Source organism: Pseudomonas sp. NPDC090201 (assembly GCF_044746825.1).
In the GTDB taxonomy this organism is placed as follows: domain Bacteria; phylum Pseudomonadota; class Gammaproteobacteria; order Pseudomonadales; family Pseudomonadaceae; genus Aquipseudomonas; species Aquipseudomonas putida_AD.
In genome coordinates this window covers 751,069-764,306 of sequence record NZ_JBIVCX010000002.1, presented here as the reverse complement: position 1 = coordinate 764,306, position 13,238 = coordinate 751,069, and the positions used below count along the sequence as shown (strand labels likewise).

General features: G+C 62.2%; 13 protein-coding genes. 5 read left to right on the top strand and 8 right to left on the bottom strand.

Translation table 11 applies throughout. The annotated features are described in order from the left end of the window. Positions 1–38: 38 nt before the first annotated feature. Positions 39–659 carry a guanylate kinase gene (gene gmk / locus ACIPOO_RS09645; protein WP_400606376.1) on the bottom strand — a complete coding sequence of 207 codons (621 nt, stop codon included), beginning with the start codon at positions 657–659 and terminating at the stop codon, positions 39–41. A 13-nt stretch (positions 660–672) separates the two neighbouring features. Next, the gene (locus ACIPOO_RS09640; RefSeq protein ID WP_400606162.1) at positions 673–1,536 is read right to left on the bottom strand and encodes a YicC/YloC family endoribonuclease; all 864 of its coding nucleotides are present in this window, start codon (positions 1,534–1,536) and stop codon (positions 673–675) included. A gap of 302 nt (positions 1,537–1,838) precedes the next feature. On the opposite strand from ACIPOO_RS09640, the gene rph reads away from it, so the two are divergent. Further along, positions 1,839–2,561, top strand: a complete 723-nt coding sequence (gene rph / locus ACIPOO_RS09635) for a ribonuclease PH (RefSeq protein ID WP_400606159.1) — start codon at positions 1,839–1,841, stop codon at positions 2,559–2,561. 36 nt (positions 2,562–2,597) lie between these two features. Beyond that, on the top strand, positions 2,598–2,966 hold the full coding sequence (locus ACIPOO_RS09630; protein WP_274133116.1) for a DUF4870 domain-containing protein: 369 nt from the start codon (positions 2,598–2,600) through the stop codon (positions 2,964–2,966). Between the two features lie 182 nt (positions 2,967–3,148). Here the strand turns inward: ACIPOO_RS09630 and ACIPOO_RS09625 are convergent, their stop codons facing one another. After that, on the bottom strand, positions 3,149–3,928 hold the full coding sequence (locus ACIPOO_RS09625) for an exodeoxyribonuclease III (RefSeq protein ID WP_274133115.1): 780 nt from the start codon (positions 3,926–3,928) through the stop codon (positions 3,149–3,151). A gap of 82 nt (positions 3,929–4,010) precedes the next feature. On the opposite strand from ACIPOO_RS09625, the gene pyrE reads away from it, so the two are divergent. After that, the gene (pyrE, locus tag ACIPOO_RS09620) at positions 4,011–4,652 is read left to right on the top strand and encodes an orotate phosphoribosyltransferase (RefSeq protein WP_274133114.1); all 642 of its coding nucleotides are present in this window, start codon (positions 4,011–4,013) and stop codon (positions 4,650–4,652) included. A gap of 23 nt (positions 4,653–4,675) precedes the next feature. Further along, entirely contained in the window at positions 4,676–5,287 is a 612-nt protein-coding gene (locus ACIPOO_RS09615) for a DUF4124 domain-containing protein (RefSeq protein ID WP_400606155.1), read from the top strand. Between the two features lie 116 nt (positions 5,288–5,403). Here ACIPOO_RS09615 and argB read toward each other — a convergent pair whose 3' ends face one another. The 4 genes from argB to coaBC form a co-directional block, all read right to left on the bottom strand. Further along, positions 5,404–6,309 carry an acetylglutamate kinase gene (gene argB, locus ACIPOO_RS09610; RefSeq protein ID WP_400606153.1) on the bottom strand — a complete coding sequence of 302 codons (906 nt, stop codon included), beginning with the start codon at positions 6,307–6,309 and terminating at the stop codon, positions 5,404–5,406. Between the two features lie 25 nt (positions 6,310–6,334). Continuing rightward, positions 6,335–7,732, bottom strand: coding sequence for a phosphomannomutase/phosphoglucomutase (locus tag ACIPOO_RS09605; protein ID WP_274133132.1), 1,398 nt, complete (start codon positions 7,730–7,732; stop codon positions 6,335–6,337). Between the two features lie 1,302 nt (positions 7,733–9,034). After that, on the bottom strand, positions 9,035–9,490 hold the full coding sequence (dut, locus tag ACIPOO_RS09600; RefSeq protein WP_274133111.1) for a dUTP diphosphatase: 456 nt from the start codon (positions 9,488–9,490) through the stop codon (positions 9,035–9,037). A gap of 6 nt (positions 9,491–9,496) precedes the next feature. After that, on the bottom strand, positions 9,497–10,705 hold the full coding sequence (gene coaBC, locus ACIPOO_RS09595; RefSeq protein ID WP_400606149.1) for a bifunctional phosphopantothenoylcysteine decarboxylase/phosphopantothenate--cysteine ligase CoaBC: 1,209 nt from the start codon (positions 10,703–10,705) through the stop codon (positions 9,497–9,499). A 133-nt stretch (positions 10,706–10,838) separates the two neighbouring features. On the opposite strand from coaBC, the gene radC reads away from it, so the two are divergent. Continuing rightward, positions 10,839–11,513: a DNA repair protein RadC gene (radC, locus tag ACIPOO_RS09590; protein WP_274133109.1), complete on the top strand. Its 675-nt coding sequence runs from the start codon at positions 10,839–10,841 to the stop codon at positions 11,511–11,513. 121 nt (positions 11,514–11,634) lie between these two features. On the opposite strand, the gene ACIPOO_RS09585 is transcribed toward radC, so the two are convergent. Beyond that, positions 11,635–13,224, bottom strand: coding sequence for an ABC transporter substrate-binding protein (locus ACIPOO_RS09585; protein WP_400606146.1), 1,590 nt, complete (start codon positions 13,222–13,224; stop codon positions 11,635–11,637). Positions 13,225–13,238: the final 14 nt, after the last annotated feature.

Sequence of the window (13,238 nt, the reverse complement as noted above, 5' to 3'; positions counted from 1 at the left end):
TACAGGTTCGTGGTGTAACCACACCGGCAGTGGCGTGTTTATGCCAACAATTGTGTCAGCAACTGGCTATGACGCTGCTGCTGGTGTTCCTGGCTCAGCAGGTTGGCGCGGAAAATCGCCTTGAGGTCTTCCAGCGCCGTGGCGAAATCGTCGTTGATGACGATGTAGTCGTACTCGACGTAGTGGCTCATCTCGCTCACGGCTTCGCGCATGCGGCCTTCGATGATCTCGTCGCTGTCCTGGCCACGGTTGGTCAGGCGCTGGCGCAGGGCCTGCTGGGTTGGTGGCAGGATGAAGATCGAGCGGGCGTGGGGCATCAGTTTGCGCACTTGCTCGGCGCCCTGCCAGTCGATTTCCAGAATCAGGTCGTGGCCTTCGTCCAGGGTCTGCTGCAGGCGGCTTTGCGAGGTGCCGTACAGGTTGCCGAAGACTTCGGCCTGCTCCAGGAAGTCACCGTGCTCGATCATCTGCACGAACTCGGCGCGATCGACGAAGTGGTAGTTCACACCGTCCACTTCACCCGGGCGCATGGCGCGGGTGGTGTGGGAAACGGAGACGCGGATCTGCGGCTGGGCATCGATCAGGGCTTTGACCAGGCTGGTCTTGCCCGCGCCCGAAGGGGCGGAAACGATATAAAGAGTGCCGGTGCTGTGGGTCATGTCGGAGGTGGCCTTACTCAATGTTCTGCACTTGTTCGCGCATCTGCTCGATCAACACCTTGAGGTTGACCGCAGCCTGGGTGCTACGAGGATCGAAGGCTTTGGAGCCCAGTGTGTTCGCTTCGCGGTTGAGTTCCTGCATCAGGAAATCCAGCCGACGCCCGGCCTGTCCGCCGGTCTTGAGCACCCGACGCACTTCGGTGACGTGGGTGTTCAGGCGGTCGAGTTCTTCGGCGACGTCGCTTTTCTGCGCCAGCAGTACCATTTCCTGTTCCAGGCGCTGCGGATCGAGTTCGGCCTTCATGTCGGCGAAGCGATCCAGCACCTTCTGGCGCTGGGTGGCGAGCATCTGCGGCACGAGGGTGCGCAGGGTAGCGACCTCGGTGCTGATGGACGTCAGCCGTTCGTCGAGAAGTTTGGCCAGGTCCGCGCCTTCACGGGCGCGACCGGCCTTGAGTTCGTCCAGCGCTTCGTTGAACAGCGCCAGGGCGTCATTGTTCAGCGCCTGCGGGTCGCTGGCGTCGCCGACCAGAACCCCCGGCCAGGCCAGGACTTCCAGCGGGTTCAGCGCAGCCGGCTGCTTGATGAGGCTGGCAATGGTCTCGGCTGCCGCCACCAACTGGCTTGCGCGTTCGCGATCCACCTGCAGCGGTTTGCCGGCACTTTCTTCGGTAAAGCGCAGGGTGCACTCGATCTTGCCCCGGGACAGGCCTTGACGCAGCGCTTCGCGAACGGCGCCTTCCAGGTCGCGGAAAGCTTCGGGCAGGCGCAGGTGCGGTTCGAGATAACGATGGTTGACCGAGCGCAGTTCCCAGCTCAGCGTGCCTTGGGTGCCGGCTCGTTCGGCGCGGGCGAAGGCCGTCATGCTGTGCACCATGGCAAGTACCTCTATAAAGTCAGGCGTTGGCGGTAGCCTGTTCGGGGCGGTGATCTGCCCGAATGAATGTCGTGCGAAAACGACAGGCTATAAAGGCGCAAGATTGTAGCGCAGAGCAGGTCGCGCGCCCAAATGTCCAAATGCCGCAACTGCCGTGGGAATTGGCCATCGGATGTGTGAGGCGTTCGGTTTTGTCGTTTCGCGAGCGTGCCAGCGGTCATCGACGGCTCATTAGATGCCCCAGCGCGAGCTTGCGCCTCTATAATGCACCCAAGTTTTCCGTCTCAGTACAGGTATCCCAGATGAAACGTCCAAGTGGTCGCGCTGCCGATCAGCTCCGCTCGATCCGCATCACCCGCAACTACACCAAACACGCCGAGGGGTCTGTGCTAGTCGAGTTCGGTGACACCAAGGTGATCTGCACCGTCAGCGTCGAAAACGGCGTGCCGCGCTTTCTCAAGGGTCAGGGCCAGGGCTGGTTGACTGCCGAATACGGCATGCTTCCCCGCGCAACGGGCGAGCGTAACCAGCGTGAAGCGAGCAAGGGCAAGCAGGGCGGCCGGACCCTGGAAATCCAGCGCCTGATCGGCCGTTCGCTGCGCGCAGCCCTGGACATGTCCAAGCTGGGCGACATCACGCTGTACGTTGATTGCGATGTGATCCAGGCCGACGGCGGTACTCGCACCGCTTCGATCACCGGCTCCATGGTGGCGCTGATCGATGCCCTCAAGACCATCAAGAAGCGCGGCGGCCTGAAAGCCGGCGACCCGCTCAAGCAGATGATCGCCGCCGTTTCGGTGGGCATGTATCAGGGCGAGCCGGTGCTGGACCTGGATTACTTGGAAGACTCCGCTGCCGAGACCGACCTGAACGTGGTGATGACCAGCACCGGCGGTTTCATCGAAGTGCAGGGCACTGCTGAAGGCGCGCCGTTCCAGCCAGCAGAGCTGAACGCGATGCTGGCGCTGGCCCAGAAAGGCATGAACGAAATCTTCGAATTGCAGAAGGCCGCGCTGGCCGACTGATTCGGGCTTCACCACCATCTGAAAAGGGAATGTTCGATGATCGACAGTCAACCGCCGTTGCCAGTGCCGAGCAAGGAAGTGCGCCAGTGGGCCATGTTGTGCCACTTTGCAGCGTTTTTCGGCCTGATCTTTCCGTTCGGCAACCTGCTGGGGCCGTTGATTGTCTGGCAGTTGAAGAAAGAAGCTGACCCTTTCATCGATGCCCAGGGCAAGGAAGCCCTCAACTTTCAGATTACCGTGGCGATTGCGGCGATGATCTGCTTTCTGCTGATGGTGATCGTCATCGGCTTCCCGCTGCTGATGCTGGTGGGCGTCGGCGCACTGGTGCTGACGATCATCGCCGGGATCAAGGCCAATGACGGCGTTGCCTATCGCTACCCGTTCACCTGGCGGCTGATCAAGTAACCCGCTGCCCGGCGCCCCGTAGCAGCACGGCTTGCCGGCGGGAGCGGTGTATCAGCAAAATATGCATCGCCTGACACGCCGCCCCCGCCGGCAAGCCGGACTGCTACGCGATTGGGGTGTTCCTGGGGTGCAGACAAGCAAAAGCCGACTTCACGTCGGCTTTTCTTTTGGTCAACTGAACGTCAGATGGTCAACGTCCAGTCGTAGTCCACGATCAGCGGCGCGTGTTGCGAGAAGCGCGGCTGGCGTGGCAGGCGTGCGCTGCGTACGAAACGGCGCAGGCCCGGGGTCAGCAGTTGATAATCGAAGCGCCAGCCCAGGTTGAGCATCTCGGCCTGTTCGTTATCCGGCCACCAGCTGTACTGGTCGCCTTCGCGGCTGACTTCGCGCAGGGCATCGACATAGCCCATGTTGCCGACAATCTCGTCCATCCAGGCACGCTCTGGCGCCAGGAAGCCCGGGGATTGCTGGCTGTCGCGCCAATTCTTGATGTCCAGCTTCTGCTGCGCCACATACAGCGAGCCACAATAGATGTACTCGCGACGTTTGCGCCGCTGCTTGTCCAGGTACTTGCCGAAGTCGTCCATGAGCTTGAACTTCTGGTTCAAGTCTTCATCGCCGTTCATCCCGGAAGGAAGCAGCAAAGTTGCAATACTGACTTTGTCGAAATCGGCCTGCAGGTAACGCCCGTAACGGTCGGCTGTTTCAAAGCCCAGACCGTTGATGACCGCTTTCGGCTGCAACCGCGAATAAAGTGCCACGCCACCCTGAGTGGGGACTTCGGCATCGCAGGCATAAAGGAAGTAACCGTCCAGTTGGTAGGCCGGGTCATCCAGTTCGAAGGCGGAGGCGCGGGTATCCTGAAGGCAGATGACGTCGGCATTCTGGGCTTGCAGCCAACTGAGCAAACCACGCTCGACTGCAGCCTGAATACCATTAACGTTCACACTGATGATCCGCATAAATGGCCCCAAAAATCACGTGCGTGTATGATACCCGAGCTCTACCTAATTAGCTAAATCCGTGGTATTCGGGGCTTTTTTCATGCATGCGTATCAGCGCGATTTCATTCGTTTTGCCATCGATCGTGGGGTTTTGCGCTTCGGTGAGTTCACTCTGAAGTCCGGACGGACCAGTCCTTACTTCTTCAATGCCGGTCTTTTCAACAGCGGTTCGGCACTTGCCCAACTGGGCAAGTTCTATGCGGCCGCCGTGGTTGAAAGCGGTATTTCCTTCGATGTCCTGTTCGGCCCGGCCTACAAGGGTATCCCCCTGGCGGCCACGACGGCCGTGGCTTTGGCCGACCGGCATGACATCGACACGCCCTGGTGCTTCAACCGCAAGGAAGCCAAGGACCACGGTGAAGGCGGCAGCCTGGTAGGCGCTGCGCTGGCGGGCAATGTGCTCATCATCGACGATGTGATCACCGCAGGCACCGCGATTCGCGAAGTCATGCAGATCATCAAGGCCCAGGGCGCCAATGCCGCTGGCGTGCTGATCGCGCTGAACCGTCAGGAGCGTGGCAACGGCGAGCTGTCGGCGATCCAGGAAGTCGAGCGTGACTTCGGTATTCCGGTGGTGAGCATCGTTTCGTTGAATCAGGTGCTGGAATTCCTGGCAGACGATCCGCAGCTCAAGCAGCATCTGCCAGCCGTTGAGGCGTACCGGGCTCAGTACGGAATCTGAGTCGTCAGAGGATCGGGATTTTTATGCTCAAGCCGGGCGCAGTAGGTCTTTCGTTGTTGCTGAGTGTCGGTTGCATCGCAGGCGTTCAAGCCGATGACAGCCCGGGCATCATGTTCTACCGGTACATCGACAGCCGTGGCGTGACCGTCATGGACCGTCAGGTGCCGGCGGAGTATTCCGGCAAGGGCTATGAGGTGCTCAACCAGCGCGGGCGGGTCATCCAGGTGGTGCCCCCTGCGCCGACCGCCGATGAAATGCGCGAGGCTCAGGCGGCTGCGCAGGCGGCCAAGGTCCAGGCCGATGCCGATGCGCAGTTGCTGCACTTGTACAGCAGCGTGGCGGACGTCGACCGTGCCCGCACGCGCAAGTTGGCGGAGCTCGATACGCTGATTTCCGTGGCCCAGGGCAATATCCAGAACCTGGCGACCCAGCAAGGGGTGTTGCAGGGGCAGGCGGCCGATCAGGAGCGAGCGGGGCGTCCGGTTCCGCAAAGCCTGATCGATCAGATGAGCGATGTGCGCGACCAGCAGCAGAATCTCAAAGGAGACATCCTGCGGTACCAGAACACGCGCAAGCAGGCTGACGCCGATTTCGCGCAGGACCGCGCGCGATTGCAGCAGTTGCTGACGCAGTAGGTTTTTCTGCTGCAAACATCTCCCGTAGCAGCACGGCTTGCCGGTGGGGTCGATCTCAAGGACGCCCCCGCCGGCAAGCCGTGCTGCTACGAGTGATTCACCCGTCTAGAGATCGATCAGGCGCGCTTGCGGTTGCTGATGAGGGTGCCGACGCCGGTGTCGGTGAAGATTTCCAGCAGCACGGCGTTCGGTACGCGGCCATCGACGATGTGCGAGGTGGTCACGCCGCCCTGCACGGCCTCAAGGGCGCAGCGGATCTTGGGCAGCATGCCGCCATAGATGGTGCCGTCGGCGATCAGGCCGTTGACCTGCTCGGTGGTCAGGCCGGTCAACACTTTCCCTTCCTTGTCCATCAGGCCCGCGATGTTGGTCAGCAGCATCAGCTTTTCGGCTTTCAGCGCTTCGGCCACCTTGCCCGCGACCAGGTCGGCGTTGATGTTGTAGGACTCGCCATTGGCGCCCACGCCAATCGGCGCGATTACCGGGATGAAGTCACCCTTGACCAGCATGTTCAGCAGATCGGTGTTGATGCCCACGACTTCGCCAACGTGGCCGATGTCGATGATTTCCGGCTTGGTCATGTCCGGGGTCTGGCGGGTCACGTTCATCTTTTTCGCGCGGATCAGTTGCGCGTCTTTACCGGTCAGGCCGATGGCGCTGCCGCCGTGACGGTTGATGAGGTTGACGATGTCCTTGTTGACCTGGCCACCCAGCACCATTTCCACCACGTCCATGGTCTGGGCATCGGTGACGCGCATGCCGTCGATGAAGTGACTCTCGATGGACAGGCGCTTGAGCAGGTCGCCGATCTGCGGGCCGCCACCGTGAACCACGACCGGGTTGATGCCCACGGCCTTCATCAGCACGATGTCGCGCGCAAAGCCGGTTTTCAGCTCTTCGCTCTCCATGGCGTTGCCGCCGTACTTGATCACCAGCGTCTTGCCGACGAAGCGTCGGATGTAAGGCAGCGCTTCGGAAAGGACCTTGGCGGCGTTGGCTGCGGCATCACGTTCGAGGGTCATTTGGGCTCCACTGAAGAAAATTTGATCAAAAAGGAAGTTCTAGGTCCGGTGCTACGTTGTTCAACTGGGTGCGGAACACGTCCTTGATCCGTTGCAGTTCGGCCTCGGTCTCGGCTTCGAAGCGTAATACCAGCACCGGGGTGGTATTGGAAGCCCGAACCAGGCCCCAGCCTTTCGGATAATCGACGCGTACGCCATCGATGCTCGTCAGGTTGGCGTTGCCCCACTGCGCATCACGCTCCAGCGCCTGGATGATGCTGAATTTGCTGGTCTCGGTAACCTTGACGTTGATCTCCGGTGTAGACAGATCGTTCGGGAAGGTCTGGAACAGCTCTTCAGCGCTGAGTTTTTCCTGGCTGAGTATCTCCAGCAGGCGCGCAGCGCTGTAGATACCGTCGTCGAAACCGAACCAGCGTTCCTTGAAGAAGATGTGGCCGCTCATCTCGCCAGCCAGCAGCGCGCCGCTTTCCTTCATCTTCTTCTTGATTAACGAATGACCGGTTTTCCACATCACCGGACGCCCGCCGTACTCCTGGATCAACGGAATCAGGCGCCGTGTGCATTTGACGTCGAAAATGACGTCGGCACCCGGATTGCGCTTGACCACATCGCGGGCGAACAGCATCAACAGGCGGTCAGGGTATACGACGCTGCCCGCGTTGGTGACGACACCTACGCGGTCGCCATCGCCGTCGAATGCCAGGCCCACGTCGGCGCCGGTTTCCTTGACCTTGGCGATCAGGTCCTGGAGGTTTTCCAGTTTGCCCGGGTCCGGGTGGTGGTTGGGGAAGCTGCCGTCGACCTCGCAGAACAGCGGGATGACTTCGCAATTGAGGGCTTCGAGCAGTTGGGGCGCGATGACCCCGGCTGCGCCATTGCCGCAATCCACCACCACTTTCATGCGCCGCGCCAGCACCACATCGTTGATGATCTGGCCTTTGTACAGGTCAAGAATATCGACCTTGCTGACGCTGCCCTTGGCCGGCGGCAGGTTGTTGCGCTTGATGCGGTCGTGCAGCGCCTGGATCTGCTCGTTGGCCAGAGTGTCGCCCGCGATCACGATCTTGAAGCCGTTGTAGTCCTTGGGGTTGTGACTGCCGGTGAGCATCACGCCGGTGCGGCCGGCCAGCACGTTGGCGGCGTAGTACAGCGCGGGCGTTGGCACCAGGCCGATATCGCTGACGTGGCAGCCGCTGTCGTACAGGCCTTTGATCAGTTGGGCCACCAGCTCCGGGCCGGAAAGACGACCGTCGCGGCCGACGCTGACGTTGGGTTCGCCCTGTGCCTGGGTCTGGGCACCGATGGCGCGGCCGATCCAGTAGGCGGTTTCGCCGCTGAGGGTTTCGCCGACGATGCCGCGAATGTCATAGGCGCGGAAGATGGTGTCCGGAAATGCAGGTGCGATGGAAACGGTGCTGCTCATTGCGTGGGATTGCTCCGACTCCAGAAACTGCGACTCGTCGATGACATCGAGGTCGAGAATGTCTGTGTCCTGAAACAGTGGATCGGTCAGCTCGCTGTCATCGGCATCCTGCGACGTAAAGACAGCCTTGCTGCCTGGCGAGCTGGACGGGGCCGCGGCAGAACCGTTGCTGGCGACGACCGGGGTCGGCGGGGTGCGCAACGAGATCCGCGCCATGCTCTGCGCCAGGCTGTTCAGGGCCGGCAGGCTGAGGCTGAAGGCTTTGACGGCTTTGCCGCCCGAGAGTTCTTCAAGCAGTTGTTCCAGCTGCCGGGCGTCGGCCTTGACCCGGCGCTTGAGCGCGCTTTCGTTCAGGTACAGACCCAACAGCACGCTGCCAATAGCCACCAGCGCCGCCAGGAGCAACATCAGCGAGGGCGGTGAAGACACCAGGGCGGGGCCAGGGGCGAACGTCAGCTTCCAGTTGGGGAAGCCGGTGGCGAATTCGATCGGGCGGCCACCATCGGTTTGCCCGCGGGTCAGGAAGCTCTGGGCGGCTGCATCGCCAAACTGCTGGCTCAGCACGATCTGGCCGACGTCGGCGGGTGCCTCTGGCAGGGCGTTGGTCAGCCGTTGCAGTTTGAAACCCAGCAGCAGGGTGCCGGTGACGGGCGCATCGGCGGAAGTGCGCACCGGTGCGACGCTGTAGACCACCCAGTTGTCGCCCACCTTGCGGGCTTCGGGGGTGGGCGTCTCGCCTTTGGCGGCCTTGGCGAGCATGTCCAGGGTCGCGAAGCTGATCGGCAGGGCGCCCTGATTGTCGACGGTGTTGAAGCCGATGGGGTTCACACGCGCGCCGATGACGCTGTCACGGTGGGCAAGTTGACTCTGGACGGCTTCGATCCGCGCCGGGTCGTTGCTTTGCAGGGCCTCACCCAATGCAGGGTCCTGCGCGGCAGCCTGGGTGCCGGCGTTGATCTGGCGCAGGGCCTTGCCGATGGCGCCGGCTTGAGCGGTGCCCCAGGCCTGGGCCAACTGGTCCTGTTGCTGGGGCTGGCTCATCAGGCCGAGCCAGACCAGGACCCCGGCGGCCACTATGCCGATGAGCGAAGGGAGAAGGCCCGGGCTTGCCAGGCTCAGGTTGGCGTCCTTGACCGTTGCATCAGTCGTTTCCTGGCCTGCGGCCGCTTTGGCTGTGCGTTTGATGCCTTTCAAACTCGACTCTCCCTGCTCGGTCTTACGGGTGCGGATGAGGTGTTCTGCATCCTGCCAGGCCCGCTCAGGGCTTCATCGGCAGGCCTGCCAGTGAATTGTGCCGCACGATCAATGGCTGCCGGAATGTCCGAAACCGCCTGCGCCACGCTGGCTTTCGTCGAATTCCTGAACCACTTCGAAGTGCGCCTGAACCACGGGCACCAGTACCAGCTGTGCGATGCGCTCGCCGATGGAGATCTTGAACGCGGTCTGGCCACGGTTCCAGCAGGAGACCATCAACTCGCCCTGGTAATCGGAGTCGATCAGGCCGACGAGGTTGCCCAGCACGATGCCGTGCTTATGGCCCAGGCCCGAACGCGGCAGGATCAGCGCGGCCAGGCTCGGGTCTGCGATGTAGATCGACAGGCCGGTCGGGATCAGCAGGGTCTGGCCGGGCTCAAGCACCGTGTCCTCTTTGAGCATGGCGCGCAGGTCCAGGCCGGCCGAGCCTGTGGTGGCGTAGGCCGGAAGCGGGAATTCGCCGCCAATGCGTGGGTCGAGGATCTTGGCTTGTAGAGCGTGCATACGTGATTAAACCTGTTTCATACGGTCAGCGATAAAAGTCACCAGCTGGCGGGCAATCTTGCCCTTGCTGGTCTGTGCGAAAAGCGTTTCGTGCAATGCCCGGTCGATCACGCTGCAGGCGTTCTCTTCGCTGTTGAAGCCAATGCTTGGGTTGGCGACGTCATTGGCGATGATCAGATCAAGGTTCTTGTCCTTGAGCTTGCGCGCGGCGTAGTCGAGCAGGTTCTCGGTTTCGGCGGCGAAACCGACACTGAAGGGGCGGTCCTCACGCTGGGCGATGGTCGCCAGAATGTCCGGGTTGCGGACCATCTGCAGCAGCAGGCCATCTCCCTTCGTAGGGTCTTTCTTCAATTTTTGTGGGGCGACGACTTCCGGGCGGTAGTCAGCGACTGCGGCAGACGCGATGAACAGATCGCAGGGCATGGCGGCTTCGCAGGCAGCGAGCATGTCGCGGGCGCTGACCACGTCGATGCGCGTCACCCGGTCCGGGGTCTGCAGGTTCACGGGGCCGGTGATGAGCGTGACCCGTGCACCGGCTTCCACGGCAGCTTCGGCCAGGGCGAAGCCCATTTTCCCGGAGCTGTGGTTTGTGATGTAGCGCACCGGGTCGATGTTTTCCTGGGTCGGGCCGGCGGTGATCAGTACGTGTTTGCCGGTCAGCGTCAGGCGCTCGAAGCAATCGGCGGCCAGTTGCGCAAGGTCGTTGGGTTCGAGCATGCGGCCGTAACCCACGTCGCCACAGGCCTGGCTGCCACTGGCAGGGCCGAAGATGCGGAAGTTGCGGGATTCCAGAGTCGCAAGGTTGGCCTGCACGGACGGGTCGCGCCACATGGCCTGGTTCATGGCCGGCGCGACCGCGACGATAGCGTCGGTGGCCAACACCACGGTGGTCAGCAGGTCGTTGGCGATGCCCTGGGCCAGGCGCGCCATCAGGTCGGCAGTGCCCGGGGCGATCAGCACGAGGTCGGCCCACTTGGCCAGTTCGATGTGGCCCATCGCGGCTTCTGCCGCCGGGTCCAGCAGATCCAGGTGAACCGGGTGGCCGGACAGCGCCTGCATGGTCAGCGGGGTGATGAACTCGGCGCCGCCACGGGTCATGACCACGCGTACTTCGGCGCCGTGGTCGCGCAATCGACGCACCAGCTCTGCACTTTTATAAGCCGCGATGCCACCGCCGACGCCAAGAACGATTCGTTTGCGATACAGCCGCTGCATAGGCCTGCCTTTTGGTCGAGTTTACACGCGGCAAACAAGTCGCCTCCCAAGGCCCGGCTGCCGCGTAAAAAAGATGGCTAAGATAGCACAGCGACCGCACGGGAACAGCGGCGCCCACAGTCAGGGAGGTGCTATGAGTATTCGCGATTGGCCAGCCGCCGAAAGGCCCCGGGAGAAGTTGCTCGAACGAGGGGCTGCGAGCCTTTCCGATGCCGAGCTGTTGGCTATCTTCCTGCGCACGGGTGTGTCGGGGAAGAGCGCCGTGGACCTGGCCCGGCATCTTCTAAGCCGGTTCGGCAGCCTGCGGGCGCTGCTCGATGCCAATCTGGCCGCGTTCAGCAGCGAAATGGGCCTGGGCCCGGCCAAGTTTGCGCAATTGCAGGCCGTCATGGAAATCGCCCGGCGTAATATGGGCGAGGACCTCAGGCGCGGCTCGGTGATGGGTAGCCCGACACAGGTACGCAGCTACCTGAAGGCCTTGCTGCGGCACGAGCCTCACGAGGTGTTCGGGTGTCTGTTCCTGGACAGCAAGAACCGCGTACAGGCTTTCGAGGCGCTGTTTCAGGGCTCGATCAACATGGCCCATGTGCATGCCCGGCAGGTGGTCAAGCGGGCGCTGGCGCACAACTGCGCGGCGGTAATCCTCTGCCACAACCATCCGTCCGGCGTGTGCGAGGCCAGCCAGGCGGACATCGACCTGACGCAAAGCCTGAAGAAAGCCCTGGCGATGGTGGATGTCGTGGTGATCGACCATGTGATCATCGGCGACGGTGATCCGTTGTCGATGGTGGAGCATGGGTTGATGTAGGCCTTGATGCCTGTAGGAGCGCGCTTGCCCGCGACGGCGGTGTGCCTGAGACGAATCCGTCGACTGACACACCGCCATCGCGGGCAAGCGCGCTCCCACAGGGAAGCAGGGATCCTTCGTCCTACTTCACCATCACCTTGGCGAAATCCTGCCGCCCGAACGGGCTGACGTCATAACCCAGCACATTCTTGCGGGTCAGGGCGAAGGCGGTCGGGTGTGCCAGCGGCAGCCACAGGGCCTGTTTCTGGATCTGCTCCTGGGCCTGGTGATACAGCTTGCTGCGCTTGTCCTGGTCCGGCACGGCCTTGCCTTCGCTGATCAGCTTGTCCAGGCCTTCATCGCAGTAACGCGCGAAGTTGGTGCCGGACTTCACCGCCGCGCAGGAGAACTGCGGCGTCAGGAAGTTATCCGGGTCGCCGTTGTCGCCGGCCCAGCCCATGAACAGCAGGTCATGCTCGCCAGTCTTGGCGCGACGAATCAGCTCGCCCCACTCGATGACCTTGATTTCCGCCTTGATGCCCACCGCCGCGAGGTCGTTCTGCAGCAGTTGCGCGCCCGCATTGGGGTTGGGGTTCAGCAGGCTGCCGGAAGGGCGGGTCCAGATCGTGGTCTTGAAACCGTCCTTCAACCCGGCCTTGGCCAAGAGGTCCTTGGCTTTCGCCACGTCATGCTTGTAGCCGGGCAGGTCGCTGGCGTAACCCCAGGTGTTCGGCGGGTACGGGCCATTGGCGGCACGGGCCGAGCCTTCGAACACCGCCTTGAGGTAGGTGTCTTTGTCGAACGCCAGGTTGATCGCCTGGCGCACCTCGGGCTTGTCCAGCGGCGGATGCTGGCTGTTGATCGCGATGAAAGCGGTCATGAATGCGTCAGTCTTTTCGACTTTCAGGTTCGGATCCTTGCCTGCTTCACTGACGTCCAGCGGCTTGGGCGAGAGGGCGATCTGGCATTCGTTCTGGCGGATGCGTTGCAGCCTGACGTTGGCATCGGGGGTGATCGCGTAGATCAGCGCATCGACCGCCGGTTTGCCGGCGAAGTAATCCGGGTTGGCTTCATAGCGCACCACCGAATCCTTCTGGAAACGCTTGAAGATGAACGGCCCGGTGCCGATTGGCTGGCTGTTGAGCTTCTCCGGCGTGCCGGCTTTCATCAGTTGCGCGGTGTATTCGGCCGAATAGACAGAGGCGAAGCCCATGCTCAGGGTGGCGAGGAAGGTCGCGTCCGGGTGGTCCAGGGTGATGCGCACGGTATTGGCATCCGGCGCCTCGACCTTCTTGATCAGCGATGGCCACTGCATGGACTGGGCGTGCGGGAAGCCCTGCACCGCGACCTTGTTCCACGGGTTGGCAGGGTCCAGCATGCGCTGGAAGCTGAACACCACGTCATCGGCGTTGAAGTCGCGGGTTGGGGTGAAATAGTCGGTGTGATGGAATTTCACCCCGGAGCGCAATTTGAAGTCGTAGGTCAGCCCGTCGGGCCAGACGCTCCAGCTTTCCGCGAGGCTGGGCACAAGCTTGCCGGTCTGGGCGTCGTAATCGACCAGGCGGTTCATCAGCACGTCGGCCGAGGCGTTGGTGGTGGTCAGCGAGTTGTATTGCACCACGTCAAAGCCTTCGGGGCTGGCTTCGGTGCAAACGCTCAGGCTGGTCGCGGCCTGCGCCATCAGGGGGGCGGACAGGGACGCAAGCAACAGGGGTAACACAGCTAGGCGCATGGCGAGTTTCCTTT

What these genes read in the sequence shown, in the direction of transcription:
- gmk (WP_400606376.1), bottom strand. Translation starts at nt 659, where the DNA reads ATGACCCACAGCACCGGCACTCTTTATATCGTTTCCGCCCCTTCGGGC.
- ACIPOO_RS09640 (WP_400606162.1), bottom strand. Translation starts at nt 1,536, where the DNA reads ATGGTGCACAGCATGACGGCCTTCGCCCGCGCCGAACGAGCCGGCACC.
- rph (WP_400606159.1), top strand. Translation starts at nt 1,839, where the DNA reads ATGAAACGTCCAAGTGGTCGCGCTGCCGATCAGCTCCGCTCGATCCGC.
- ACIPOO_RS09630 (WP_274133116.1), top strand. Translation starts at nt 2,598, where the DNA reads ATGATCGACAGTCAACCGCCGTTGCCAGTGCCGAGCAAGGAAGTGCGC.
- ACIPOO_RS09625 (WP_274133115.1), bottom strand. Translation starts at nt 3,928, where the DNA reads ATGCGGATCATCAGTGTGAACGTTAATGGTATTCAGGCTGCAGTCGAG.
- pyrE (WP_274133114.1), top strand. Translation starts at nt 4,011, where the DNA reads ATGCATGCGTATCAGCGCGATTTCATTCGTTTTGCCATCGATCGTGGG.
- ACIPOO_RS09615 (WP_400606155.1), top strand. Translation starts at nt 4,676, where the DNA reads ATGCTCAAGCCGGGCGCAGTAGGTCTTTCGTTGTTGCTGAGTGTCGGT.
- argB (WP_400606153.1), bottom strand. Translation starts at nt 6,309, where the DNA reads ATGACCCTCGAACGTGATGCCGCAGCCAACGCCGCCAAGGTCCTTTCC.
- ACIPOO_RS09605 (WP_274133132.1), bottom strand. Translation starts at nt 7,732, where the DNA reads ATGAGCAGCACCGTTTCCATCGCACCTGCATTTCCGGACACCATCTTC.
- dut (WP_274133111.1), bottom strand. Translation starts at nt 9,490, where the DNA reads ATGCACGCTCTACAAGCCAAGATCCTCGACCCACGCATTGGCGGCGAA.
- coaBC (WP_400606149.1), bottom strand. Translation starts at nt 10,705, where the DNA reads ATGCAGCGGCTGTATCGCAAACGAATCGTTCTTGGCGTCGGCGGTGGC.
- radC (WP_274133109.1), top strand. Translation starts at nt 10,839, where the DNA reads ATGAGTATTCGCGATTGGCCAGCCGCCGAAAGGCCCCGGGAGAAGTTG.
- ACIPOO_RS09585 (WP_400606146.1), bottom strand. Translation starts at nt 13,224, where the DNA reads ATGCGCCTAGCTGTGTTACCCCTGTTGCTTGCGTCCCTGTCCGCCCCC.